This window comes from Candidatus Eremiobacteraceae bacterium (assembly GCA_035710745.1).
GTDB lineage: Bacteria > Vulcanimicrobiota > Vulcanimicrobiia > Eremiobacterales > Eremiobacteraceae > JANWLL01.
On the sequence record DASTCX010000018.1, the window covers coordinates 267,376 to 292,753 of the forward strand.

A 25,378-nucleotide genomic window follows, 5' to 3' on the forward strand; every position below is an offset into this window, starting at 1 on the left:
TCGCTACTTTCCGCCGACGATGAAGACCATGAACGATTGGCTGTTGCCGGGATTGGTCGCCGTGCCGCTCGTGTTGAACCACGTCACGACGCAGCTCGACGTTCCGGGGACCGCCCGCGGAAACAGGTTCGCGGTGACGCTCAAGTTCGTCACGAAGCACATCGGTGCCGTGTTGTACGCGTTCGGATACGCGATCGTGAAATTGTTCGACGTGTTCGCGGACCCGGTCGTCACCTTGCACGCGAAGCCGTTCACCATTGCCGTCGAGCCGCCGCCGTTGGGCATCGTTATCGAACACGAGGTGTCGGCTGCGATGATGCCGTCCTGCCCGATGTCTATCTGGCCGTTGCCGAGCGCGCCGGTGACGCCGGCGGCGTTGGCCGAGAGGAATCCTCCTTGTCCGTTCTGGTTACTGTTCGCCGTGAAATTGCCGCCGAGGATCGTCAGATCGCCGCGGCACTTGAGGATCATGAGGGAGGGCGTCGACGTGCTCCCCGATCCGCCCGTGTTCCACGAAACGCACTTTTGATTGGTGCCGCCTGACGTGTCGCCTTGGAGCAGGAACATGAGACAATCTTGCGGTTGGGCGTTGCAGTTGAAGGTTAGGGTGTGCGACGTCTTGCCCGAGTCGCCGTTCTGCCCGCCTTCGAAGTTGATGTCGTACGGCACGTTGTTCGCGCCGTTGCCGTTCGTCGGCACGACGATCGTGACGATGCCCTGCTCGTTGCCGTCGGCGCCCTGGATGTTCGGCGCGGTGTAGACCCAACCGCCCGTCGCGCCCGTCGCGGCGGAGTAAAGCGTGCACCCGACCGCGGTCGCCGTGCAGCCCACGGTGCCGCCGGCCGTGATAGCGATCGAACCCGTCGCGTGCGTTTTCGAGAAAAGCCCCGTGAACTGCGTCATCGTCGTCGAGACGACCGGGACCTGGTCGAGGCTCGTGCCCGTGTCGACGTAGAGCAACTGGCCGGTCGTGATCCCGGCCATCGACGCCGGCGTCACGGTGACCGGCAGCACGATCGGCGTGAATGTGTAGCTCGCGCTGACGTGACTGTTCGCGTACGTGGCGGTGAACGTGTTCCCGGCCGGCGTCGCCGTGACGGTCACGGTCTCGGTGTTCGTCGTGTCCGAGATCTTCAGGACCGCCCCGACGACGATTCCGTTGCCCGCGTCGGTTCCGGACGACAGCGTCAGCGTCGTGGAGCCGCTGAAGGTCGAGCCGGGTGCGACGTTCGTGAACGTCGTGAACGGCGGGAAGACCGAGCTGTTCGTGTTCGTGCTGACGCTCTGGGTAAGGGCCGTATTGCCCGAGTTGGACAGCCCTCCGGCGGTGACGGTACCGGAGAACGAGGGCGCGGCGGTCGTGGCGACCGTCGGCGCCGCGCCGCCCGTGCTCGTCAAGTTGGAACCGGCCGTCAGCGACTGCAGGCAGTTCGTGTTCGAGACGAGGTTCTTCGAGCCGTCGGACCCGACGCAGTTCGACGCCGTCAGCGTCGACGAGCTTATCTGGCCCGCGTTGACCGTCCCGAGCGTCGACGTCCCCGTGACCTGCAAGGTTCCGCCGATCGAAGCGTTGTTCGTGATCGTGACGGCCGTGCCGGCCGCGCTGAAGGTCACGGCACCGCTGAAGGTTTGCGAGCCGGTGACGGGGCTGCACAGCGAGGCGATGCCGCTCGTCACGCAGAGCGTCGTCTGATCGAAGAAAATCGCCGGCCCCGCCCCCGAGTACGGGTCGAGCGCGACGACGATTTGCGACCGATCGCCGCTTGGCACGTCCTGGACATCGAGAACCGCGCTCCCGCCGTTGACGGCACGGACGGCAATCGCCTCGTCGCCTTGAACCCACCGCTCTCCCACCCAAGCGGTGCCGCGCAGATGCAGCGTCGCCTTCACCGCCGTTCCGACGCCCTGCGTCGGCGGCGCCACGGCGATTGCCGCCGCGAGAATGAGCGGGAACATCTACTTCGTCTCCACTTCAAGGACGTTGAGACCGCTCGAGCCCGGGACCGCGGCGCTCGACTTGCACGTCAGCGACGAGAATGGCCGGCCGTACGGGTACCAGCTCTTGTACTCGCCCGCCGCGGGTTGGGCTTGCCACACCGGCCGCCCGGAGTTCGACGTGTTGTCGTAGCACGTTATCGAAGCGCCGCCCGTCAGGTTGACGATGTTGCTCAGCGAGTTCCATTCGACGCTCAGCAAGACGCCGGACGTGCCCTTGACGATATAGCATTGGTTGTTTGAATTCGTCGCCGGCGCGAGGGGATACACCGATACGTTTTGACATCCGGCCGATCCGCCGCCGCTCGAGAAGTCGATTTGAGATATCGTCAAGGCCGCGGTCGCGGACGGCACGACGTTGACCTGGCCGATGAGAGCCGAGCCCGCGTTGAGCGCGACGCCGCTTGGCACGGCGACGTTGGCCGCGCCGCCGTTTCCCTGCAGCCTGTCCCAAGAGGTTCCGTTGAAGATGCCCATCCCGATCACCTGACCCGCGGCCGCGGTCTGTGTGTCGGAGAGGCCCGAAAGCGGCCCGTTGACGTTGAGGACGCCGTTAGCGTCGACGCTCATCGGAAAGAAGTTCACGCCATTGTAGCCTTCGACGACTTCGGTGCCGGTTGCGGGCGTCGCCGGAGGAGATGAGCTTGCTATGGATATGAGCGAGACGCACAAGATGACGGAAGAGACGACGAGCACGAGCTTTTGGGGCTTCATTCTTGAGAGCATCTGGACTGCGATTGAGGCGGTAGGTCGCCCGGTCGCGCCTCGTGCGGTTCGACCATGGGTTGAATCCGCGTCGCTCGCTGCCGGCGGCGCGGTGGGTCGCAACGACGAGAAACGGGTCACCGTGCGCGGTCGTCTCGCGTTTCGCCTGGCGCGCGGACGCTTCGCCATAAAGGTCTCCTTTGGGCCCCCGTGGATCGCGACCGGTCGGACCTGAACGGTTCCCGCCGCGCGCGACACGCCGGACGACGCCGGCGTCGACGATCGCCTCCGCTGGAGCGTTGCCGTAGATACTAGTCCGCGGACGGCTCCCGTGCACTAGGGAAACCACCAGTCTTCGACGCTGCGGTGCGTGATCGAGCGCCGGGCAGGTCGGACCGACGACTGTGCCGTCACCAAGCCGTTCGGACGTCGGAACCCGGCCTACGTTCTTGTCTCGAAGGGCGCTCGACTCGCGATGGCGTTCGGGTCCCCGATTGTCGGCTTGAACGCCACGGCATGGTTCATCCGGAGCCGGCCGCTTATGCCAAGGTTTCTTCCACCAAGACCGAGGTCAGCGGAGTTCCGGCGGCGATGCGAGCCGCGATCTCAACCCGAGACCTCAGGCCGCACTTGCCGAGGACGTTGCTGAGATGATACTCGACCGTTCGAGCGCTGATGTGGAGCCGCTCGCCGATTTCAGAATTCGTCTTTCCCCCGGCGATGAGATTCACGACCGCCGCCTCTCGCTCGGTCAGAAAACCCGCGGGCGAGCGCTTCCGACCCGGCCTCAGTCCGAGCGATCGAGCCAGCCCGCGAGCGCGTTCGGCGAGCCACCTCGCATCCAGCGCCTCGAATTCTTCGATGAGGACTTTGAAAAGGTTGCGATCGCCGGTCTGCGTCGCCACGTCGAGTTGAAGTCGAGCGCGACGAAAGCGATCCGACAGTTCTGCCGCGACCGCCAGCAGCGCGGCGGAGCCGTCGGCGGTTTCGCCGACGGCCAGACGCCAATACGCTTCGGCTTCTCGCGCGAGGATCTGCGCAACCGGCCAGTCGCGACTCTGCCACGCTCGAATGCGGGCCATCGGCTCCGCTGCCTGCGACGCGTCTCCAGTCTTGAATGCGCAGCGGACCAATCCGACGGCGGCGCGCAACCCGTACACTTCGTTCGCCGAGCCTTCGCAGGCGCGTCGATAGTGCGCGATCGCAGGGTCAAACGACTCGTTCAGTTCGGCGATCCAGCCCATGATGAAGTCGATAGCGGGTCGCCAGCCTGCGGCAACGCGCTCCGAACGCGCGGCGTCGATGGCGTGCGCCGCCCCGTCAAAGTCGCCCAACATGGCGTGGAGCAGCGCCGCGTGGCAATGCGCCTGGGTCGCCACCGTGTCTTCCGAAGCCACCGTTGGCACGGTCGCGAGGCAGAGTCCGAGCGCTTCCCGCAACTGTCCCTTGTCGGTCTGGACGTAGGCCAGGTTCATGCGCAACACCGCCTGGGTCCGTCGGCCGATCGGGTCGGGTATCGCCAATCCGCGACGGCACCAATGCTCGTATAAACCCAGGTCGTGAGACATATCGCAGAGATAACAGAGCTTGGTGCAGCAGGCGGCGAGTTCGTCGTTGAGTCCGTTTCGCTCCGCGCGTTTTGCAGCGTCTTCGACGATGCGTATGCCGCTCGCGACGTCGCCCTTGCGGCCCACGACAACCCCCAGCCAAGCGCCGAGGCTGATCGTCTCGCGAGCATCGGTCCTTTCGTCCGCGCTTGCGAGCCCGCGCCTGAGCGCGATCTCCGCGCCGTCCAGGTCGCCCTCCCGCTCTCGGACGGAACCGAGCGTGCACATGATGCCGGGCAGAAGCTCGGGGCACGAACGTTCCGCGTCGCCGGCGGCGGCGTCGAGCGACTTCGCGAAGCGACGACCCTCGACGCCGGCCCTCCGGGCGTGCTCGACGAAGCGAGCGCTGCCGAGAACGCGAAGCTTGTCGGCCATCGAGCCCGCGCCGCTCTCGAACTCGGCGAACCGCTCGAAGGCCGCGTCGACTTGCCCGAGTTCCAAGAGCGCGCACGCCCTGCCGGCGTTCGCGATCGTCGCGTCTTCCTCAGGACGGTCGTCGATCGTGGCGGCCCGATCGAACGCCGCGAGCGCCTCGGTCGGAGATTCGAGGGCGACCCGCTCCCAGCCGATCGCAAGCAACGCGCGCGAAGCGTCGGCGTTGCGCCGCGCGCCGACGAGGTGATCGATGCGTCGCCACGGATTCTCGACGCGCGAGGCGATGCGGCTGTGGTACGACGCCCGCAGCTGCTCGCCCAGCATCTCGTACGCCGCGTCACGGATTAGTTCGTGCTTGAGCGCAACGTCGTGCGCCGTCTCCGACAGAAGTTCCGCTTCGGCCAGCTCGCCCAGCGCGCGGGCCATCTGGCCCTGCGACATCTTCGAGATGAGCGCGAGTTCGTTCCGGTCGAGGGGGAGTTGATGGACCGCGAGCAGTCCGGCCACGCGTCGTGAGGCCAGAGACAGCCGATCTATCCGGCCCCGAAGCGCGGCACGCAGCGACCGCGGACAGTCGTCGGGACTCGCGCTGGGCGCAAGAAGCAGCTCGGCGTAAAGCGGATTGCCGGCCGTGCGCTCGTGCACCCGACGGAACCACGCGTCCGGATGCAACGACCGCGGGCCGAGCTTGAAGGCGAGTTCACGGATTTCCTCGAGGGTCAGGCCGTCGACGTGGATCCGTTCGGCCAGGCCGTCGCGCGCGAGTCGGTCCGTCAGCCCGGTCGTTCGGCTCGTCGGTTGGGCCGCGAGATGCCACCGAATCGGCGAATCCTGGAGCCTGTCGATGCAATACGCTATCGCCTCGTTCGTGGCTTGGCTCCCATGTTGCAAGTCGTCTATCTGAAGCGTCAACTCCCGTTGGCTCGCGGACCGCTCGAGCGCCGCGCGGATATGAGAGGCCCGATCTCGCTCGGGCGCAAGCAACACCGAATCCGCGAACCGCGACCCGACCAACTTCGCTCGAGCGAGTTGACGGATGATATCGACGAGCGGCTCCAACGCGATGGACGCCGCTGCCCGATGACAACTCGTCCAAACCACGGTCGCGTCGTCGTGGCGTTCGCGATACTCGAGCAGCAGACGCGACTTTCCGATCCCCGTTTCGCCGATTAGGATCGACGCCGCCGGCGCCGGCGCGTCGAGCCGCTCGAGCATCGTCGCCCTGCCGACGAACGACGAGCGCTCCGGTCGCGGTCTTCGCACGCCTTCGCTACGACTAGGGATTACCCGCGGGAGTGCCATGGCAGCTCCGACTTATGATGCGAGCCGAGTCCGCGCCATTGCGTCGCGGGCCAGGCCATTGAGGGCGTGACAAATGCTGAAGAGAACGCTGTCGTTAGGCATCTTCATAGCCGCAATCATCGGTACGTTGTCGGCATGCGGCGTCGCGAGTTCCGTGCACGTTCCGACGAGTGCCGGACAGACGATGCACAGAGATTGCGACGTGCCGCAGCAACCCACGTGCCATCCGTAGGTCCGAGGCTCCGCGCTAAGCATTCATCGCACGAACGCCTCTCGAACGGTATCTAGGTACGCCGCGCGGCGGGCCATGTCCGCTGGGCGACTCCGCCGCGAAAAGCCGCCGGGGGATCGCAACCCGTCGGCCGTCATCGAGCTGGACGGGTCCGTGCGTGAGTGCGACCGGGTATCTCCCGGCGAATGCAGAGCCGGAGGTTTCGCCATTGGCCCTGCGGGCGCTCGAACCGCCCGGAGCAGTGTTAGCGAGCTGCTCCGGAGGCGTCATCCTTCGGGTGCGCTTCCCGTCGGGGTACCCTCAAAGACTAGTGAAATGCCCGGGGCGTACGACCCGAAGCGATGGCACTATCTGGAAAGTGCCACCAAGTTACGGCGCCCTTTTGTCCGCAACCGTGCATGGTCGCCGTCGTAAGGAGTCTTGAGAATGGCGCGCGTTCGAGCCTATCACACGGATTCGCCGGGTACCCGCCGGCGTATCGAATGGTCCACCATAATCACGACGACTGCCCGGACGGGCGACGAATCAAGCCGCAGCATCGCAGGGACGGGGACGGCGGAAGGCCGCTCTGCGATGCCTGCAAGAGGCTCGGCTGAATCCGGCGTTTCATCTTCGGCTTCGAATCGGGGTGACGGATAAATGGCGCAGCGACGAAAACGCGTGACCTTCAAGGCGCGAAAGCTCAAGAAGACCAGTGTGTCGTTCCTCGCAAAGCCCAAGACGAAACGGTCGGCGAGGAAAACGAAGCGGAAGTAGCCGCGCGGTTGCGCTCAAAGGTTGAGGCAGCTGCGTCGTGGTTTCGAGCGTCGGAGCATGCGCTGCCCGCATCGGCCGGAGGCCGCGGTCGCACCGTCGGGCGGCACGGAAGGGAAAGTTGATTTTGTCCGTCCGCATCACCGCCGTGCACATGGTCGGCGGTCTTGAGCACCAGCACATCGCAACTCTGCGGTGGATCAACGAGGAGACCGGAGCGGAAGGCGTCAGCACGCGCGAAGCGATGGTCGAGTGGATCACCTCGGGCGGAGTGGCATACACTCGAGACGCCGTCGGCGACCAACCCTATCTGCGCGTGCGGACGACGGGCTGGGGAACCAAATACGTTCAGACGTACGCCGACGGGATCTGGAAAGACAACCTGCTCGCCTTGCCCCGCTTCTGACGCCGCGCTCTCGCTGTCGTCGAAGTCGCGGAACTGCAACGCGATCACCTTAGGCCCTTCGCGCGCATCTAATCGATCGGGTCACCGACGTCGAGCTCGATGCAGCGCCCCGACTACGCGACGGGCGCCGGCCGCATCGTAACGCACCTCGCTCGGGGCTTCGCCGCCCAATTGGGCGCACGGGGACGTCAGCCATGCGTATGCCTCGTCCGTGCCGCCGAGCGCTTCGATGGCCCGTTGCGCAATCATGGCCGCGCGCTTGGCGCGGGCCTTGTCCACTCTTTCTCCGCATTCTCAATGCGTGCAACGGTTGCCGGGTCGCCGGGAGATCGGCGCACTTCGTTCGCAACCGCCGTCGCATTCCCGCCCGAGGTCTGGCAGATCCCGCTGATGGGATACGTTACCCGGGGTAATCCAACGCGCGCGGGGTTCGACCGCTAGGCCTTCCGCCACTGATCCGGTTTGCCGCGATTCGTGTGCTTGACGCGCTCGACATCGGGCGAGTGGCCGGGATTCATCTCGCGTGCGACTTCAATCGCCTCCGCCTGGGTGTCGCGAATCGCGCTCGCTCGCTCAGCGTTGGCGCGCTTGACGACATAGCGCCCGTCACCCGTACGCTCGACATAGAGCTTCTTGTTCATCCCAACAGATCTCCGCGTTCTAGACCGGCTATCACCAGTTTGGTCCCCCGCACTCTCGTTGCGCGAGCAGGTTGTCGGGCTGTATCCCGTCATTCTCGGTCTTCACGTATGCGTGGCCGTCGTGGGTCGCGACCTCCACGAGAACCCAGTCGCCCTCATCGTCGTGACAATAGAAAATGTCGCCATCGTCCTCTATCGCACTGACGACTTCGGCGACCGTCCATTTTTTCGTCGCCTTCGTTTCTGGACGGCTTTCATTCGTACCGATGTGCTGGATCCTGCGATGCGGATCCGAGTGGGTGGGGTGCTTATTTATGCACTTGACGTAATAGGTCGTCAAACGTCTTCTCCGTCCGGGCAAACTACTCGGCGCGAAGTAGCAGGACGCGTATAAGCCTGTGCTGCTCGGTCGCTGACGCCGTGCACGCCCGACAAGTCGCGGATATACGCGGCGGCGCGAACCTTCACGATATTGCCGATCACGACCTCGCCCGCACACCTATGCTCCAAAAAGCGCGCGTCGGGCGCGGCGTTGATCGGTACATGCTCCACGATGTCGAGCGCCTAAAGCATTTGCCGTTCCTTACGACAAGGGATCTCCCCAGTGTGCTTTTCGCCCTATTTCGCTAGAATATAGACTGGTAGATTGTGCCATTTTTTTGTGCGTGGTCGTCGCGCGCCCCGCGCGACGTCAGGTTCCGCGCGCATCCAGTCGTCACGGATGACCTCTTGCGAAACAATATTCGGATACGATACAATTCGTCACGGAGTCCAGATCCTATCATGGTTGCGTAATCAACCTTGGGCATTTTCGCAATCAGGAGAAAAGCATATTGGGCTGCCTCGGTGTTGCTCTTGAAGGTCGGCACCTGATTGAGCAGACTGTCATGACGTTTGTGGGCGTCGTCATCTTGTTCGTTCTCATTTCAGATACATCGTTCGGCGTCACCGGAGCGGTTCTGCTCGGAGCGTTCGGCGGACTAGCATACCTCATAGGTCTCATACGGATCGCTTTGACCGGCGGCCGACCTTCCGCCGTCCAGTACCTGATGATCGGCGCGTCCGTGCTCTTGCTCATCTGGGGTTTGCACGATCTCTCGGCCACTACGCCCGGCGCTTTCATTCGTTATCCTGCGATCGTCTACGCGATCTTTGCGATTTGGCACTCCGTCGCCACCATTTGGGCGCGAGTTCGCGAACTCGCCGACCGCTAGTCGGCGGACGGCGATTGCGAGACGGCGTTCGACATACTTGACGATTCGACATACTTGACGAAGTGCGTGGATCGCGCATCCCGTTGACGGAGATTGTGATATGTCTGCAAGCAAGATCATAGACAGCGTTCAAAAAGTCGTCACGCTGGTGCTTGCCATCGTGGCGAGCATAACCGGATATCAACTCGACCTTACGAACCATCGACTCGCGGCGCTGAATGAGCAGAGCGATCGCGATAAAGTATTCTCGGAGGACCTGTTCAAAGAAATCACGCGATTGTCAGGCCATTCGGTCCAGTCGAAGATGTCCTTCGCCGGCCTGTGGGTTCTGGCGCACGACCCGGAAGCGCAGGAAGGCCTCATAACAGTCGCCGCCGTCAGCGACGACGACGCGCTGAAAGAAGTGGCGAACAGCCTCACCAACGAACGCTACTCGCTCGGCGACATTCAGAATTCGCAACAGTTGACCGCCGCTCGGTCAGCGCTCATCGATCAAGTAAGCGGCAGTCCGCGGCCTGCGCCAAAACCAGTGGATGCGGCCGCTACCGGCGCGTCCGCAAATCTATTGGCGAACCTCACCCCGCCATTGTTAACGGGCTATGTCTACCTCGGAACGGCGCCTCCAAGGAGTGCCACACTCAATCCCGGCGCCACGATTTCCGTCAGGTCGATCCCCCATGTCGGCGACATGGTAACCCCGGTGACCAACGTTCACCTTCGAGATGCCTATCCGATCCAGTCCGGGCTCGGCCAAGTCATCGGCGTCGTAGACAACACGGACGCCCTGCAGGTGGATGACGTTCGGTCGATTGGACTCTCCAGCAGCGCCACCGCTGTTTGGGCGAAAGTCACGGTCAGAAGCAGGCCACAAGCGATCCCGACACCGACGTCGTCGCCATAAGCGGCGATTCGATGATCGAGTGACCCGCGCGGTCAGTGCCCCAGGAACCTTGCCCCAAGGGAGACGCGTTATGGTAAGTGACTACGATGGCACGTTGAATCGTTTGACCACGGCGTTTGCCGCCGCGCAACGGAGTCACGCCGAAGCATGGGTGGCGCTCGAAGCGGCGACGGCTCGTCGTAGTTCGCGTGACCAGGCAAGGGGAAACGACTTTGAGCCAGATCCCGCACACGGTGAGGCGTTCAAGCGCTGGGCGGAGGCCTACACGGCCATGCAAATAGCGGCCACTTCCCTGAGCGAGCATTTGAAGTCGAAAATCGGTCTGAAGTGAGAAGCGCGCCGATTCTCTTCTCCAGCCTTTTCGAAAGCGTCCGTAGACCAGCATCCTCGGTATCTCCAGTGCGCGAGGCGATCACGGCGCCGTTTCGTGTCCGCGCCGAGCGGCCAAGGGGATCTCTATACCTGCGGTCGGCGAAGCAGAAAGCGCTCGAAGAGAAGGAAACGAGTCAGGCGCTTATGCCAAGCCCTGTGGCTCGCGCCGGACCGCAAGTCCATGACCCCAAGAGCGGTCGTTTGGACGGCATCGCGTTCGCGAAAATCCTTGGCGTCTCGACGCCGCTGGTCGGCAAGATGATCGGCGTATCGCTGCAAGGATTGCGCCAGACGCCCGCGTCGCCGCGCATTCAAGGGAAGCTCGCGCGCCTCGTGTCGCTCGTGCTGCGCGTGCGCCACATGTTCGGCGGCGACATGGGTGTCGTGAAGATCTGGCTCAACGCGCCGCACCCCGACCTCGGGCGCGTCGCGCCGATGCGCTATCTCATGGAGGGGTACGTCGCAGAGGTCGAGTCGCTCGTCTACGCGTGCGAGTCGGGGCAACCGGACTAAGCGCTGGCCGACGGCCGAGTGGGCTATGACGTGAGCTAGATCTCGGTGACCGGCGCACCAAACGAACGTCCCGGCTACTCGCGCATCGCCCCGATGCCGCGCACTACATCGGTCGTGAACGCGCGACCCGTCCCCGCGATCGCTCCGTTCTAGAGGGCGGTCTTCGAATTCACCTCGTACCTTCGCTTGGTCATAACCGAACCGAGGTAGTCGTCATCCAGAAGTTTTAGGATCAACCAGCGGTGCTTGAGATCGGATGCGAACTCAAGCAGCTTCTTGCCGCGGACCTCCGTTATCTTGACCTCCAAGCCAAAATCCCGAATCGTCGCCTCCACGTCAGCCATGGTGACGGAAGCGAGATAGTCCTTTCTCGAAATGCTCGCGACCTTCGCCAAGAAACCGATGCTCCCGGTACACGCCGCCTTGAAATCCTCCGCATTCGATATGGGGACGTACGCGAGCACGCGATCGATCGTCGCGGACGCGCTCGCACGCAACTGTTCGAAGTAGCGGAACATCGTATGGAAATTGTGGACGTTCTTGATATACAAGTTCCCGTTCCACGCAAAGCAGTCGATCTTCTCGTCAAATACAAAGAGGCCGCGCCTTATCCTGTTGTAGACGCCCCTGCTGTGCAGCAACGCGATCAATCGCGACCGCGTCAGTTCCTTCTGCGGACTGTAGGACCGGAAGAGAAGCAACGGCTTCTGCTTCGCGCGGCATGTCAGGACGTAGAACGCGAGGCCGTCGACGAAATCAGAACCCTCGTCGAATATCTGGAGCGCGTTCGGGCGCGCCGCCTCTTTCACGACGGACTCCAGCAAGGCGCTCTCCGACAGTTTGAGTACGAGCATCTCATGGGCGTCAGGCTTGTACGTCGGATCGTAACCTTTCACCACGTCGTCCAGATGCTTCTCGACGAAATCTCCGGCCAGTCCGGAGAACTCGCTCGTCACGTCGTCATGCAACACGAGTCGTTGTAGGGCATACGCCCCGTCCGTTTCGTCGGTACGGCTGGCCATGACGAGGGTGAGGTCGGCGATGTTCCTAGCGACGTCCGCGAGCTGGCTGAGATCGTTGGCGGCGGTCATCTTATGCCTTCTCCATGATGATGTAGTCAGACAGCGGCACGGCGCGTATGTCCTCGCCGATGCGGAAGTACGTCCGCCTCGTGATGAGAGTGCTCGGCTTGCCCTCGTCGCCGGTGATTTCGAACAAATGATAGCCGAGAAGCGCCAACACCGGGTTGATGTGGATTAGATTCTCGCTGACATATATTACCAAGACTACGGCATACACGAGGCTCAAGGAGATGATGTCATTTGGATTCGCGTACGATATGCCGAAGAACGGAATGAAGTATGTGACGACGTACGACATCGTCTCGGATCCAAAGCTCCTTATTTCGGAAACCTTGATCGGCGTCGGACTGAGCCCCCGCGCGAGGTTGAGAAAAAGGACCAGTGCGCCGACCGATAGGACAGCGAGCGCGACCAACACGAACTGCGCCTTTTCCGAGCCGAACGGATTCCTGATCGCGAATACGATCATGAGCGGTGCATATGAACTCAAGAAGAGACAAAGCCGCGCACCTATGGTCGGCACTCTGCCCTCCAATCAGCTGAAATGATTTCGTTGCGATTTGGGCGGTCGCGCCGAGCCACGGTTCCGGGCCGTGCCGGAGCCGGCATGATTTTCGGGGTCGTGGCTGAAGTGCATTTTGACCCCACTCCGATCAAGAACCGTACGCGTGGGTGGTGGCACCGTCGGCACCGATTCGCATCTCGGATGATCTCTACTTAGTCGGCGCAGCCTACAGGCCCGATGGAGAGGAACCGACCACGGGATCCGCACGACGCCTATTCAGCGGATGGCAAGATCATCCAGTTTGAGCGTACGCGAAATGGGCCGAAAGTACACCGGGGGAACCCCCAGTCCTATGCAACGATGTTGAGAGGTCCGATCCGATCCCGTTCGGGTAAAGAAGCATCCTCGGAGTCGGGGTCAACGCACAGTGCATCCCGACGCCACAATGGCGCATCGTTCGGGTTCGAGCGTCAAATATCGGCGCTCCTTGTATTTGGTGTCATGGCTCAATAACGCCGTCTTGAAAGTGTAGAGTCCGGCCACCTGGCCCTCTTATGCGCCGATAGACCCGCACGATGACTACCCGGAGCCGTTCTTCACCAATGACGAGTAGCGCTGTCTCCTGAATTCTTCCTCGAACGGATAGGCGGGCCAGAAATGACATATGCCGATGTCGACAAAATAGCGGGCCAAACTCGATGTCGCGCCGTGTAAACGTACCAGGCTCTTTCACGTCGATCACAAGCGGCACAACAAGCACGAAGCCGTTCGACCCTCGACTGGGGTTTGGAATACTCGCCGTGTGCATCGCCGTCGCCTGCGTACTGTTCGCGCATACGTCGGTGCTTGCAGCTCTTGAACAGGGGCTCGTCGGACCGTGGCCAGGTTTTGGCGAAACCCTCGTAACGGCCGCCATATCCGCGGTCGGCGGTGCGGTCCTCGGAATTCTTCGATACTTCTTCAAGCTTCGAAACGGCGTCGTGACGGAATTGATCGCGACGGCGGCGGCGCCCGACGTCATCACCTCCGGTCGTCTAGGCGTGGCCGCCGTCGGATTCCAATTGACGCTCGGCTTTTTCGGGGGTATCGTCGCCGCACATTTGGGAGCAACTCCCTTTGCGCCGGACGTGCATACCGCGGTCTTGGGAGTGCTTGCGGGAGCCGGCGGACCGCCCGCCGACGCGGGAAGCGCGTCGGTGTGGGCGTTGCTCATTGCTTTGACAGCCGTCATAGTAGGGCTTACAATCTTGTTCGCTTTCGGCGAGGCCGCCGTCTTGATCGTGGTCGCGAAGGCCCTGGCGACCGGTGCGATCTCCGGAGGAGGCCGCGCAACCGGCGAATTGTTGGTTTTGATGCTGACGCGCGTCTGGACCGTTCAACTTCGCGATATCGCGAAGACTGTGCCGCCGGGAAGGCTCACGCCAGGCGAAGCGATGGAACGTTACCTCTCGCTCGACGCGAATACGGAGCATCGCGAAGCCGCTCGTCTTTGGCTGGCACAATTCCAGCCCTGGTTCGAGGGCCCGGAGAGCGTAGCCTCACCGGACGAGCCCTTCTCGCCAGTTCTCCGCTACCTCAAACGTTCGCCCCGATGGCAAGAATACCAGGACTTTCTTGCCCACTATGAGTCGTTGCCCAAATACAAGCGATATTCTGCCGAGTGGACGGCGCAGCACGATGCGCGTTGGCATCTGCGCCAACTCAGCGATGTTGCGAACGATGAAAAGGCCGAACTGGAAAAGTTCGTCGAAGCCGTCCGCGAAATGAAGGAGGCCCGAGATCCCGCGAAGCGCATGAAGCCAGTGGGAGACGCGCCTGTGTACGACGGTAGCTACGGATCGCTCTTTTATGTCGGCGTGATTAAGGCGGCCATTGCGAATGCAATAGCCAGTGGAGCGTACGGCGGCGCCGTCACGGCAATAATCGCCTGCTTCTTCTTGGCATTAGCGAAGATGTGACATCTCTAGACCCTGCACGACGAAAATGAAGCCGGCCGTGCACGGGCACCCCGTGTTCGGGCGCCAAACCGAAGATTGGTCCAGACTTTGAAGTGAAGCCCATCGCCGAGCGCGGTCGGGCGGAGAAACTAGCATGACACATGCCTTTCGTGGCGCGCAAATCTGTGTAATTCCGCTTTTGAACGTCGCAGTCGACCGCGACGTAATCGTCGTCGACGGCGGTCGGTACCGGATTGCGCTACGCGGCATCACCGATGAGGAGCGGAAGCGCTGGGCCGAAAACGCCCGGGTGCAATTCATGATCGAGCGCAACCCTTGGATGCTGCCGCGGGCAAGTACGGCGGTCGAGATGACGACGCGTTCGCCCCACGACCTCAACGAGCTGGAGGGGGAGTCGGAGGATCTCTACGCCTTGCTCGGATTGCTGAACGTGTGGATCGCGTACGACCTCTGGGCGCCGTTCCTCCAGCTCAAGAAGTGGGGGCAGGCCGAGTCCGACTTCTACTTCTCCGCGCTCATCGAGTCGCGACCGCCGAACGAAACCGAATACGGCGTGGTTCTCAATTTGTCCGACGAGCAGACGTTCCGGCGCGACTGGGAGGCTATCGTCGGCGGCGCCGATCAGAACCTGCGCCTGCGGCGCGCGGTCGCGCGATTCCGACGCGCCCGCTCGTCATGGTTCAGCGAGGACGCTATCGTCCATGCATTCATCGGTCTCGAGTCGATTTTTGGCGAGCACGAGAAAGCCGGCCGTAAACATGCGCGGAAGGTCACGAAACGAGTCGCGCGTTTCGTGTTCGATCCCGACGTTTCGCCGAGCGCGGCCGAGCTGGGCGACCTGTCCGAACGGATTGCGGCCCTCTACGATCTTCGCCATGACATCGTCCACGGGGCGCTTCCCGACCAGTCGAAGACGAACGAGGGCGCGAAGGACAGCATCCAGCTATTAAGGACCGCTATTCTCATCGCACTAGAGGAAGGCTTCAGTCGGACGATCGACCTGGTTGCCTTGGCAAACCGATACGATGTTGACCTACGCGAGGCCCAGCGACTTGAAAAGCGGCGGCGAAGACAGCCGAAGTCGCGGCGCGGCGACCCATTTGGAGCGGGCTAGGCGAAAATTGCGTCGGCTCAGGAGACACCACGATGGCGGCCGAGCGTTCGTGCGAGTGTCGCGGCTGAGTGTCGGGCACGCGAGACCAAGACGGCCACAATAAGGGCACGGCACGCGCTTCGTCAGATCATCGTTGACTCGCGCCCGGCAGGTCCCGCAGCATGTCAAGTCTTGGTTCCCACTCACAGTGCCACTTCATTCGCCACGGAAGTACTCCGCCCAATAGTCGTCGAGCGTTCGCCGTACTTCGTCGCGGGTCAGACCGGGTCCATGATTACCGCCCCGCAGACATCGAAGAACCCTGTCCGCGGCCGCGTCCGCGAATACGCCATGAACATCGCCCTTGAACCAGTCCTCCCAAATCGGGCCTGGCAGCATTCCCGCCGGCTCGGGTTCGTCGCCTATACGATAGCCGAAACCGAAACTGTATTGCGGCGAGAAATCGAATCTTTGAATCATGCGCTTGGCGATGAAGAATGGCGCCGCCAGCGACAGCGCGAGGCTGTAGATCGCGTGGTCCCCCTTTGCCGCTTCGAACCTGACGACCACGCGGCCCTGCGATGTGACATGAACGGCATGTCTAGATCGAGGAAACGAATCTACGGTTAGTCCGGTATCGGACAGGACGACTCCCTCTGGGACGCATCCGGACGCCAACCTTGCGCAACCTGGAACCATCCGAACGACGTTCGAGATGAAGGTGTCATCGTCGCCATCGAAGACCCGATAGTCCGCCGGAATATCGTGAGGCACCGCTTCGGACCCAAAAAAGTGCCCGATTTCCTCCATGAGCAGGGAGGGGCGATAGTCAAGTCGGCGGACTTCCTGCGCCGGCTCGACTCTCTCTCGGATGTGATAAGGTTAAGCTGACGGTCCGGTATGCGGCTCCCTTGACGGAGCGGTAGTCGGTTCAGCTGGAAACGATGGTTCCGCACGTCGCGCTATCATATTGCGCAAGACCATCGCTCCCGCGCAGACGACGAAGGCGATGACGTAGCCCCAATCGCCAAGGGCACCCAATGCGGCCGCAATCCGCGCCCAACTCGTACGCCCGAAACCAAATGCCGTCGGCGCGACATTGACGAGGACGTACCAAAGCGCGTTGCCGAGGGTACCCAAGAGAACAGGGAGGCCATACCGCTCCCATGGACCAGACGCCGTGTACACGTTGCGCTAATTCAGTGGCTCGCGTTGACAACCTACCCGCCGAAGATTACTCAGTCCGGTTATAGTTGACACTCACTCCGAGCGACTTTCTTGTCGGACCATCGTTCCACCGACAACCGCACCGGACCGGATGTCGGTTCTAGCGATCGGCGATGAGCGGACGCCTCCTATCATTCCGGCGACCGCTAGTTCACCACCATCATTTACGACGGTCCCAACGACCGTCCCCGTGACGTCGGCCGTCGCGCCATTCTCGATCACCACGTTCCCGCATACCGTGCCCGACAGTACGAGCATCGCGTTTCGCCTGACTCGAACGTCGCCAGTTATCATGCCGCTGATGCGCGTAGGCGCGACTATTTCCAGGTCGCCTACGACCTTGTGAGAGATTATATTCACGGTTGCAACAAGTTACCTCGTGAGAGTCGCTTCCCTTGTCGATCCGACCGACATACGTCGTGTAAATCGACCGATTCCGGCAGGGACCGATATAGCCCTAGATGAGCTGCAGCTCGCGAAGCCTGTACCCAGCCGCCTCGGTCGAAACCTCGAGCAAGTGGGCGCAGCGGCCAACGCCCTTCGTCGCCCTCCATGCCTCGAGAATTGAAGCCTTTGGCATGAGAACGCGCGCGGCAAACATGTTGTCGAAATGGCTATAGGTCCTGAGAATGGCTTCGATGTCGACCGCATAACCGTTGGGTCGCCGCAGCGTTCCCGTCTTCGCAAGAACCTGATCGGCCACGCCTTGGACGTCGACGAAGCCACGCGCCACTACTGCTGACGCTTCTTGAGCTGCTCGAGCAACTCTGAGGCGCTGACCGCCGCGCCTTCGGAGTCCCCGCGAGCGGCCACGAGCAAGTCTTCATCGACCCCGCCCGAGGCCGTTTCGCGCGCGGCCGTGAACGAACGCAGCGCGAAACGACACTTGAGCAACTGTTCTTCCGTAAGGCCCGTGCGATAAAGAACGTATGACTTGAACTCCGCCTCGTCGAGGTCTCGAGCCGAACCTTGATTAAGCGCGGCGATCCGCCGCATCCACTCGGCTCCGGCGAATCCAGACGACTCGGTGAGGAAATCATCTATCAAGATTCGCAACGGTGCGGGTGGAATCGATCGAAATGCGGCGCGTGCGCGATCGCCCATCTCGACGCTTTCAGCGCTGCCGTTTTCTTCCTCGTCGTCAAATTGACTCATACCATTCCTTCTTCTGTTAGTCCCTTGAGCCTCGTCCGCGCGCGAAACAGTGCTTGCTTCGCCGCGTTTGCGGTCACTGGACGGCGCGTGTGGCGCTCAAGAGCGAGTCTGATCCCCTCGGCATCATGTCCGTCGCAGAGCGCCCGCAGGGCAACGCGATCGCGCTCCGTCAAGCCCGGGAGTTTTCCCAAGAGCAACTCGACATGTACGTCGGCGGTCCCGTCCTCGTGGCTTGGGAGCGTTCGTTCGAGCGATTCCCAGCGGTCGTCGTCCACGGTGACCACGGCGTCATCTATGTCGCGCCGCCCGTTTGCGTCGATGATCTTGCGCTCGACGATTGTCGAGATCATCTTGAGGACGTCGATGACCTTGCGTCGCCGCTCCCTCATCGCCAGGGCGATGGCTATCTCGACCTCTTGACAGACGTCTTCCAGGTCCGGTTGGCGCTTGAGCAACGCGCGACGATCGCGAACCATGCGCGTCACCGCCTGATGGACCAAGCGCTCGCCACGCTCGGGCTCCGTCGACTCGTTGCAAGCCTCGAGCGCAAGCCTGAGGTCGTCAAACACGCCGTTCACGACGGTCTCCGCGGCGGCAATTGAATCCGCCGGCCCGCATCGGCGACGTCGTAGTGAGGACACACATGTGTCTCCGGATAGAATGGGTGCCTTCGAAGCTCGTGACGAAGGCCGTCATATACCAGATAGAGCGGAGGTCGATGGTCGCGGCCATAGCCCGTTATCAGCGCCAGCGCCGTATTCACGGCCTGCGATGCCAGAAGTCCGTTCATCGAAATGACTTGCTGCTCCGGGGCGCCGGCCACGTACTCTTCGCGATCTCCGGCCAAGCTGTCGTCGGTGACGATGTGCATGCAACGAAGGCACGGCCCGCCCGGGAGCGACGAGGCCACTTGGCCGCCGACCGCTCCCACGACGCCCGAATCGTCGACGACGATCGTCAAGCCGATGTCGACGTAGGCGACGAGCGCAGCCCGGCATCGCTTCTCGAGATTGTCGCGCGCGCGGAAACTGTCGAGCGCGCCGACGACGAGATCGCTGGACTCGATCGCGGCCTGCGCATCTGAATCCTCGGCGCGCTTCGCGACCGGCTCTACGAGCCCGCCAAGACCATCGAGCCGACGAGCCATCACGCGGACCTTCTCGTCTCCGACGTCACGATACGAGGATCCCACGACCCGATTTACGTTGGACGCCTCAAGGCGATCGGCGTCGATAAGAATCAAGCGCCCGACCGCCAGGTGGGCCAGTTGCTGGGCCACATGAGATCCGCCGCCGCCGAGTCCGACGACGCAAATGGTGCTCTCGCGCAGTCGGCGCAGGCCGGCGATGCCGAGGAACGTCAAGCGCGAAGCATCGATCATGATCGCTCGCCGAACTCGTTCGACATCACCGGCACGACGCGGACCTCGACCAGACCTTCGGCAACGGCCACGGCCGCAGTGCAATCATCGTCGCTCACGACCATGGCCCCGTAAGGCAAGCTTGGGTTAAAAATGCGCTGCTTCGCCATGACGCTTTCATTCGTGCGAACGTCGGTCGCGCTGAATCTCGGCTTTCCCGAATGGTCGTGCAGATGACACAAGAGCGCGCCCGCGTTCAATGCGGCGGCGCGATCGAGCGATTCCATCAACCAAACTACCGAGAAGTTCGCGCCGTCCGGGCCGTCGACATATGCGACGTCCGGAAACGGACTAATTCGAACGCCGACGAGCACGTTCCGGTTATCCTCTGACGCGTATCGTACCAAGAGAAGCGCAAGCGGCTCCGGCCGTTCACGACGGGACGCGAGTTCAACCCGCAGCCCACGCAGCGTCGACGGCAAAGCGTGGAGCCGCCGCGTCGGCGCCGTCGACGAAGGTCGCCGAGATCGGACCTGGCTTGAAAGGCGTCGCCGCAGCCACTCGAACGCCCTCAAATCGCCAACTCGTACCTTCGCAGGTGGGCGATGACGCCTTGATGGATCGGAAGGGTCGCCGCGACGCCGTTTATCGAGGCGGCGTACATCGTGCGCCCGAGAAGCACCGCGGTCGTGTGCGCCGGCGTGACGCCGCTTTTGAGAACGACGGGAGATTGAAAGAACAAGCGCGTGTCGTAGCCCATGTACCGCTGCGGCACGTATATGCACATGGCGCGCGCGGGCTGACACCCGTCGGGGAGCGCCACATCGGGGAGCGCGATCAGGCGCAAATCCGCCTCGTAATGTTCGGCCACGCCGGGGCCGAACAGGCCGTCGAGAAACTCGGTCTCCTGCGGCGACATCAGCTCGTACCGCCGACCGGCGGCGCCGTCACGAACTTCTCGTCGTCGTGGAGGTGGACCGTCTCGCCGTCCGAGATCGGAGCCCTCCGGTTGCCCTCGACACGGTATAGCAAGTTTGCCGCTGGCACGTTGGCGAGGGCCTTGATCTGTGCGCCGGTCATCGTCTTCGAGTGAACCGCGTAGTCGACACCATCGATTTGAATGTCGAACTTGTCCCGATCTTCCATCATCACACTCCGCGAGCCGCGTTGGGCCGTTCACACAGGATATCGGGGGAGAAGGCGGATCGGTTACGCCGTTGTAGCGTTCATTTGAAAAGAGTCTCGAAGAACGCACCGCCGTTTTGGGCCTTCTGCGATTCGGCGCCGAACCGCTCGACGCTCTTCGCCTTCAGCTCCTCCTTCAACCCGGGGTCATGCCAGATCACGCCAAAAAGCGGGTTCGAACGCGAGACGGCGGTCGCGTCGAAAAGCAAATCGACGATACGCCTTCCAGCGCGCGACATCGTCGCCTGCCAGATGAAGCGCGGCTGCGGCGCCGTCAGGATGCCGAGCAAGCCGGCGACGTCCGACATTTTAAGTCTCGCATCGTGCTTTAGGATTCCCGTCTTCGTAAGCGCAACGTTCCAAATCGCGTCGGACAGATCCACTCCGGAAAGGCTCGCGAAATCCATCAGCAGCCCGAGCCAAGCATGGATCTCGGTGTACGCGATGCGGATCTTGCCGTAGACGGGCACGAGGGCCAGCACCGGGACGAACCAGTGCTCGGGAATGTTCTTGAGATCATAACCTCTCAATACAAATGGCGTGTCCGCGACGAGCCCCGGCGGGAAGTTCCCGGGGTCTTCGAAGCGCATACGGGCGAACGGTCCGACGTTGTCGTCGTGCACGAAGAGCCTCTCCATCCGCGAGGCCTCCGATCTGACGCCGCGTATGACCGGCTCGGTCGTGTCGGAGTAGACATCCGGCGTTGAGTAGGTGGCATAGCCCGTCACGGTGATCGCATGTCCTTGCCCGCGTTGACCGTCGATGTATCCGCACAACGCGACGGGCAAGCCGAACTCCAGGTAGCCATATATAATCGAAGCGAGCGGCGTCGACGATCCGACCCGTTCGACTTGCGGCTCCAGGCCCGTCGCCCGAACCGCTTCGCACATCTGATCTATCCTGAGTTCCCGGGAAGGCATGATGCGCTTTGCCGGGCGAATCGCGTTCGCCGCGTTCGTGATGCGCGCGGGCCCCGGCGCGACGGTCTCGAAGACGTCGGCCGCCTTGTGAAACGCGGTCCACAACGCGACGGTCGCGCACGCGGCGACGACGGAATCCTGCTGCTGGAAGGGCAGCGAGTCCAGCCGGAGGTCGATGCCGAACAAGGAGACGCTGTACTCTCTTATGGCCCTGTAACGACGCTGGTAGCCTTCGGGGTCGAACGTCTTGAGCAACGTCCGCCCGACGATCGGCTCGGGCAGCGGTCGGGCGACCACGAATCCGAGGTAGTTGGAATTCAACACACCGTCCGACGCTTCGTCGAGATGCGTTATACGGCGCTCGAAATCGGCCGCGCTCAGATCGAACGAGAAGAAGTGCAGCCGCCGACAGCGGCTGCTGTAACGTTCGAAGCACCTGACGTAATATGCCTCGAAGTCTTCCAGATAGTCGCGATCGATATACTCGTTCTCGACGACGATTGACTTCGCGCCTTTGCGATCGAGGTAGCCCGCAAGGTACCTCGCTTGTCTGAAGGTGGCGACGCGCTCCGGCGGCGCGTACTCGTTGGACAGCAAAGAATAAAGGCGGCCCTCCTCAAAGGGCCACACTTCATACCAGGTCGACGCGGCGGGGTCTGCCACTAGACGCTAATCTTCATCTCCAGGAGTTCCTGCGTCACCACGTGGGCCGCGAGGAACTCGTCCATGGACTGATACATCTTCGCGATGGCCGCCGCCCTCTCGCGAACGCGCGCATCATCTTGGGCCGAATCCTGCGGCGTCCGGGAATCCGTCACCGCACCGGCCTGCGCGCGAGCGCCATCGTCTTCCGTCGACATATTTTCCTTTGCTTCGTCCGTCCGACACGATCGGGCAGCGGCCGTCGATGCCGCCTGCCGCACATGGGCTATTCAAGGGTTATCGGCAAGAAGCCCTTGCGCTTGACCCACCGTGCGGCTCGTCATATACCTTACCCGCTGCACGAGTCCAGCATGCGGAGACGGATCACTCACCACAATTCCAAGCACCAGGCCCCACTCACCGCAATTGGGTCAATGTGGTGACGCGGCCGCCTGTAGGTGCATGTAACCCTATGTCTCTGGGTCCCCAGAGACGATGCTCGCGCCGGGCGTGCCGTCCGCCAAGGTCGCGGTCGATCTGACGGATGCTGATCCGTCGCGATGGCCGCACGATGTCGTCAGCGACACCATGCGCACGCGCTACGGCGTGGACGGTTACCACCCGGCCGCCGCGTTCGACGTGCTCGACCTCGATCCGAAGAAGATGGACGAGGTCCGGCAAGCGGTCAAAAGTTTCTATGAGTCCGTAGAGGCACTGCCGCGCCGCGGCGACGGCTCCGAAGCGCTCGCGGACGTCCGAGCCGATATCTCATCGGTCAAGGGCATGGCACGCTTCGACCATTCGGCGGACATGCCGTGGCACGCGGATAGACCGGCGATTGCGGTTTTCGATCGCGTCGCCGCCGATGAGCGGGTACCGCAGCCCCTCCGCGATTCGGCCTCGCGTGCGAGCAAAGCGGTTCGGGCGATCGTGATTGCGCACGGGGAAGCGCAGAACTTCGCGCCCTTCCACACGTCCTACGCGGATGCCGCCGGTCCGACGGTGCACCTTCCGACGACGCGATGCTCGTACGACGGCTGGGCCGAAGCCGGGGTCACCGAAACGCACAACGATTTCTTCGATGCGGTCGGCGGCCGCGAGCTCGCGCGCGCCGTCGGATCGTACAACGCGAAGGAAGACCGGGCGGGCGAGCTCGCTTAAGCTCGGATTTGGATGGTCGCTGGACGGCCCTTGAGTACGATGTCGTCATGGAAGGCGACATCGTATGTTCAGGTTGACCATCGCTGCGGCGACGCTCGCGTTCTTCGTCGTCGCTGTCGACGTATCCGGAAAAAACACTCCGCACCCGCCGAAGCCGATGCCCCGCGCGACGACGGTTTCATGTTCGCGCGTCGCCCACGCGACGGCGTCAAGCCGCGCCGGAAGAACGAACCGTGTTTCGCAAGGCTGCGAGCTGGCCGGGGGCTGATCCCCACCCAGGGCGCCCGCGCAAGGCCCTGGAATCCGCGCCAGATGAAGACGTTCGCCGATTGCATCGCCGAACGCGCCGATCTTTGGCGTGGGAGCGGCGTTGAGTACGCCGATGCGGTCGACAAGACCGTCGATGCGATCGCACGCTCGATCAGCGCCGGCGGGCGTATCTATTTCTTCGGCAACGGCGGGAGCGCGGCGCAGGCGCAGCATCTCGCGGCTGAGCTGTCCGGCCGCTTCCTGCTCGAGCGCCCGGCATGGGGCGGCCTCGCCCTTTCCGTCGACACGAGCGCGCTCACCGCGATCGCGAACGACTACGGTTTCGAGCAGATCTTCTCGCGCCAACTCGAAGGCCTCGTCCATCGCGGCGACGTCGCCGTCGGACTCACCACGTCCGGGAAATCTCCCAACGTCGTCGCCGGCTTACGCGCGGCGCGTGCGGGCGGAGCGACGACTGTCGCTTTCACCGGCAACGGAGGCGGAGCGGTCTGCGCGCAAGCGGACATCTCGATCGTCGGCCCGTCGGGGCCGTCATGGAAAGTCCAAGAGCTCCATCTGACGCTCGGCCATATCATCTGCGAACTAGTGGAACTGCGTCTGACCTCCGGCTAGCCGAATAGATGTTGGGAGATACCGTCTTGGCTGTCAAGCCCGGACGGTATCATAGTTGGGGTCAAAGGGCTTTTGGCTGCGCAGCACGCCGTACGCGATGTGAATGAGTTTGCGCATGACGGCGCCGATGATGAGCATTTCGCTCTTGCCGGCGGCTCGCAGCCGCCGGGCGAATCGTTCCAGGATGGGGTTGAACCGGATCGCGGCGATGGCCGGGAAGTAGAGGGCTTTGCGCAGTTGCGCGTTGCCCCGTTTGGAGAGCCGCGTCTTCCAACGGATGCTGGTGCCTGATTGCACGTGACGCGGGCTCAGCCCGACGTACGCGCTGAGCTGTTTCGCGCTGGCGAATTGGCTGACGTCGGGCAGCTCGCCGGCCAAGCGCGCGGCGGTCTTGTCACCGAAACCGGGAATGGACTCGAGGAGCTCGCGCCGGTCACGCAACCGTGGGTGGTGGTCGATATGCTCGTGGATCTGTCGTTCGAGATCGCGTATCTGCGCATCGAGATGGTCGATGTGCGCGGCGATCGACTCGGCGACCAGGTCGACGACACCGGGGACGCTCGCACGGTTGCGCTCTTGCTGCCGCGCGTCGATGAGGCTGGTCAAACGTCGCGTCAGGCTCTGCAAGGTGCGGATTTCCGGGCTCGGCGGCGTCCACGGCGCCGGCACGAGCGCTTTGCAAAACCGGGCGATGACGCCGGCATCGAGCGCATCGGTCTTGTTGCGCGCCATTTCGCTCTGCGCAAAGCCCTTGATGCGCGCCGGGTTGACGATGCTGACGACATGGCCGTGCTCGTGGAGCTCGATCGCGAGCGCCTCACCGTAGGCGCCGGTCGATTCCATGCAGGCGTGCGCGCGCGCCACCTTACGATTTTTCAGCCAACGGTGCAGTTGTGCAAATCCCTTGGCATTGTTCGGAAAGCTGCGCCCATGCTCACCACCCGCCTCGAGCAGCGCAACGTGGAAGTTCCCCTTGGCGATATCGATGCCCAAGATCATGTCATGCATAGCCCAGCTTCCTCACCGACGAAGGCTGCTGACGATCAACGCGACGCATGCGGATCAGCCTTGTGCATGCAGGCTCTGCTCTTCCGAGCGGCCGCAGATACCGTCCGATCTACGCACGTGCCATCGGAAGGGGGCTCGATCTCCCTCGCAGGCTCGACGCCAAAGCGGTCGACGAAACTCCCCT

At 62.7% G+C, this 25,378-nt stretch carries 28 protein-coding genes; 11 read left to right on the forward strand and 17 right to left on the reverse strand.

What is annotated here, in order from left to right; genetic code table 11:
* Nucleotides 1-3 precede the first annotated feature (3 nt).
* The 3 genes from VFO25_08390 to VFO25_08400 form a co-directional block, all read right to left on the reverse strand.
* Nucleotides 4-1,956 (reverse strand): hypothetical protein, encoded by a 1,953-nt coding sequence (locus VFO25_08390; protein ID HET9342917.1) that lies wholly within the window; start codon nt 1,954-1,956, stop codon nt 4-6.
* Nucleotides 1,957-2,709 (reverse strand): hypothetical protein, encoded by a 753-nt coding sequence (locus VFO25_08395; GenBank protein ID HET9342918.1) that lies wholly within the window; start codon nt 2,707-2,709, stop codon nt 1,957-1,959. It abuts the gene before it with no gap.
* Between the two features lie 530 nt (nt 2,710-3,239).
* Nucleotides 3,240-5,945: a LuxR C-terminal-related transcriptional regulator gene (locus tag VFO25_08400; GenBank protein HET9342919.1), complete on the reverse strand. Its 2,706-nt coding sequence runs from the start codon at nt 5,943-5,945 to the stop codon at nt 3,240-3,242.
* Nucleotides 5,946-6,057: 112 nt separating this feature from the next.
* On the opposite strand from VFO25_08400, the gene VFO25_08405 reads away from it, so the two are divergent.
* Nucleotides 6,058-6,216, forward strand: a complete 159-nt coding sequence (locus tag VFO25_08405) for a hypothetical protein (GenBank protein HET9342920.1) — start codon at nt 6,058-6,060, stop codon at nt 6,214-6,216.
* 880 nt (nt 6,217-7,096) lie between these two features.
* The gene (locus tag VFO25_08410; protein HET9342921.1) at nt 7,097-7,375 is read left to right on the forward strand and encodes a DUF3892 domain-containing protein; all 279 of its coding nucleotides are present in this window, start codon (nt 7,097-7,099) and stop codon (nt 7,373-7,375) included.
* Between the two features lie 437 nt (nt 7,376-7,812).
* On the opposite strand, the gene VFO25_08415 is transcribed toward VFO25_08410, so the two are convergent.
* On the reverse strand, nt 7,813-8,016 hold the full coding sequence (locus VFO25_08415; protein ID HET9342922.1) for a DUF2188 domain-containing protein: 204 nt from the start codon (nt 8,014-8,016) through the stop codon (nt 7,813-7,815).
* A gap of 31 nt (nt 8,017-8,047) precedes the next feature.
* Entirely contained in the window at nt 8,048-8,356 is a 309-nt protein-coding gene (locus VFO25_08420) for a DUF3892 domain-containing protein (GenBank protein ID HET9342923.1), read from the reverse strand.
* A 547-nt stretch (nt 8,357-8,903) separates the two neighbouring features.
* Between VFO25_08420 and VFO25_08425 the strand changes: the two genes are divergently transcribed.
* The 4 genes from VFO25_08425 (at nt 8,904) to VFO25_08440 (ending at nt 11,016) form a co-directional block, all read left to right on the forward strand.
* The gene (locus VFO25_08425) at nt 8,904-9,230 is read left to right on the forward strand and encodes a hypothetical protein (GenBank protein ID HET9342924.1); all 327 of its coding nucleotides are present in this window, start codon (nt 8,904-8,906) and stop codon (nt 9,228-9,230) included.
* 100 nt (nt 9,231-9,330) lie between these two features.
* On the forward strand, nt 9,331-10,131 hold the full coding sequence (locus tag VFO25_08430; GenBank protein ID HET9342925.1) for a hypothetical protein: 801 nt from the start codon (nt 9,331-9,333) through the stop codon (nt 10,129-10,131).
* 70 nt (nt 10,132-10,201) lie between these two features.
* Nucleotides 10,202-10,462, forward strand: coding sequence for a hypothetical protein (locus VFO25_08435; protein HET9342926.1), 261 nt, complete (start codon nt 10,202-10,204; stop codon nt 10,460-10,462).
* Nucleotides 10,463-10,647: 185 nt separating this feature from the next.
* Complete coding sequence (locus tag VFO25_08440; GenBank protein ID HET9342927.1) at nt 10,648-11,016, forward strand: antitoxin Xre/MbcA/ParS toxin-binding domain-containing protein; 369 nt, start codon at nt 10,648-10,650, stop codon at nt 11,014-11,016.
* A gap of 149 nt (nt 11,017-11,165) precedes the next feature.
* Here VFO25_08440 and VFO25_08445 read toward each other — a convergent pair whose 3' ends face one another.
* A complete protein-coding gene (locus VFO25_08445) occupies nt 11,166-12,107 on the reverse strand; it encodes a Kiwa anti-phage protein KwaB-like domain-containing protein (protein HET9342928.1) in 942 nt (313 codons plus the stop codon).
* Nucleotide 12,108: 1 nt separating this feature from the next.
* On the reverse strand, nt 12,109-12,588 hold the full coding sequence (locus VFO25_08450) for a hypothetical protein (GenBank protein HET9342929.1): 480 nt from the start codon (nt 12,586-12,588) through the stop codon (nt 12,109-12,111).
* Between the two features lie 815 nt (nt 12,589-13,403).
* Between VFO25_08450 and VFO25_08455 the strand changes: the two genes are divergently transcribed.
* Both VFO25_08455 and VFO25_08460 read left to right on the forward strand, forming a co-directional pair.
* Nucleotides 13,404-14,561: a hypothetical protein gene (locus tag VFO25_08455; protein HET9342930.1), complete on the forward strand. Its 1,158-nt coding sequence runs from the start codon at nt 13,404-13,406 to the stop codon at nt 14,559-14,561.
* Between the two features lie 289 nt (nt 14,562-14,850).
* Complete coding sequence (locus VFO25_08460) at nt 14,851-15,675, forward strand: hypothetical protein (protein ID HET9342931.1); 825 nt, start codon at nt 14,851-14,853, stop codon at nt 15,673-15,675.
* Nucleotides 15,676-15,870: 195 nt separating this feature from the next.
* Here VFO25_08460 and VFO25_08465 read toward each other — a convergent pair whose 3' ends face one another.
* The 3 genes from VFO25_08465 to VFO25_08475 all read right to left on the reverse strand — a co-directional run bounded on the left by VFO25_08465 (nt 15,871) and on the right by VFO25_08475 (nt 18,036).
* On the reverse strand, nt 15,871-16,224 hold the full coding sequence (locus tag VFO25_08465; protein HET9342932.1) for a hypothetical protein: 354 nt from the start codon (nt 16,222-16,224) through the stop codon (nt 15,871-15,873).
* 1,114 nt (nt 16,225-17,338) lie between these two features.
* Nucleotides 17,339-17,614 carry an ImmA/IrrE family metallo-endopeptidase gene (locus VFO25_08470; GenBank protein HET9342933.1) on the reverse strand — a complete coding sequence of 92 codons (276 nt, stop codon included), beginning with the start codon at nt 17,612-17,614 and terminating at the stop codon, nt 17,339-17,341.
* Entirely contained in the window at nt 17,614-18,036 is a 423-nt protein-coding gene (locus tag VFO25_08475) for a hypothetical protein (protein HET9342934.1), read from the reverse strand. Before VFO25_08475 ends, VFO25_08470 begins: the two co-directional genes overlap by 1 nt.
* 53 nt (nt 18,037-18,089) lie before the next feature.
* Between VFO25_08475 and VFO25_08480 the strand changes: the two genes are divergently transcribed.
* Complete coding sequence (locus VFO25_08480) at nt 18,090-18,638, forward strand: hypothetical protein (protein ID HET9342935.1); 549 nt, start codon at nt 18,090-18,092, stop codon at nt 18,636-18,638.
* Here the strand turns inward: VFO25_08480 and VFO25_08485 are convergent.
* The 6 genes from VFO25_08485 to VFO25_08510 all read right to left on the reverse strand — a co-directional run bounded on the left by VFO25_08485 (nt 18,611) and on the right by VFO25_08510 (nt 22,361).
* Nucleotides 18,611-19,417: a ThiF family adenylyltransferase gene (locus VFO25_08485; GenBank protein HET9342936.1), complete on the reverse strand. Its 807-nt coding sequence runs from the start codon at nt 19,415-19,417 to the stop codon at nt 18,611-18,613. The two genes, VFO25_08480 and VFO25_08485, sit on opposite strands and share 28 nt — an antisense overlap.
* A complete protein-coding gene (locus tag VFO25_08490) occupies nt 19,414-19,770 on the reverse strand; it encodes a hypothetical protein (protein HET9342937.1) in 357 nt (118 codons plus the stop codon). The genes VFO25_08485 and VFO25_08490 overlap by 4 nt, the downstream gene beginning before the upstream one ends.
* Nucleotides 19,771-19,967: 197 nt before the next feature.
* Complete coding sequence (locus tag VFO25_08495; protein ID HET9342938.1) at nt 19,968-20,315, reverse strand: hypothetical protein; 348 nt, start codon at nt 20,313-20,315, stop codon at nt 19,968-19,970.
* Nucleotides 20,315-20,545 (reverse strand): multiubiquitin domain-containing protein, encoded by a 231-nt coding sequence (locus VFO25_08500; GenBank protein HET9342939.1) that lies wholly within the window; start codon nt 20,543-20,545, stop codon nt 20,315-20,317. Before VFO25_08500 ends, VFO25_08495 begins: the two co-directional genes overlap by 1 nt.
* Nucleotides 20,546-20,622: 77 nt before the next feature.
* Nucleotides 20,623-22,098, reverse strand: coding sequence for a hypothetical protein (locus VFO25_08505; protein HET9342940.1), 1,476 nt, complete (start codon nt 22,096-22,098; stop codon nt 20,623-20,625).
* A 65-nt stretch (nt 22,099-22,163) separates the two neighbouring features.
* On the reverse strand, nt 22,164-22,361 hold the full coding sequence (locus VFO25_08510; protein HET9342941.1) for a hypothetical protein: 198 nt from the start codon (nt 22,359-22,361) through the stop codon (nt 22,164-22,166).
* Between the two features lie 292 nt (nt 22,362-22,653).
* On the opposite strand from VFO25_08510, the gene VFO25_08515 reads away from it, so the two are divergent.
* Complete coding sequence (locus VFO25_08515) at nt 22,654-23,304, forward strand: hypothetical protein (GenBank protein HET9342942.1); 651 nt, start codon at nt 22,654-22,656, stop codon at nt 23,302-23,304.
* A 312-nt stretch (nt 23,305-23,616) separates the two neighbouring features.
* Nucleotides 23,617-24,186, forward strand: a complete 570-nt coding sequence (locus tag VFO25_08520; protein HET9342943.1) for an SIS domain-containing protein — start codon at nt 23,617-23,619, stop codon at nt 24,184-24,186.
* 33 nt (nt 24,187-24,219) lie between these two features.
* Here the strand turns inward: VFO25_08520 and VFO25_08525 are convergent, their stop codons facing one another.
* Entirely contained in the window at nt 24,220-25,185 is a 966-nt protein-coding gene (locus tag VFO25_08525; protein HET9342944.1) for a transposase, read from the reverse strand.
* Between the last annotated feature and the right edge of the window lie 193 nt (nt 25,186-25,378).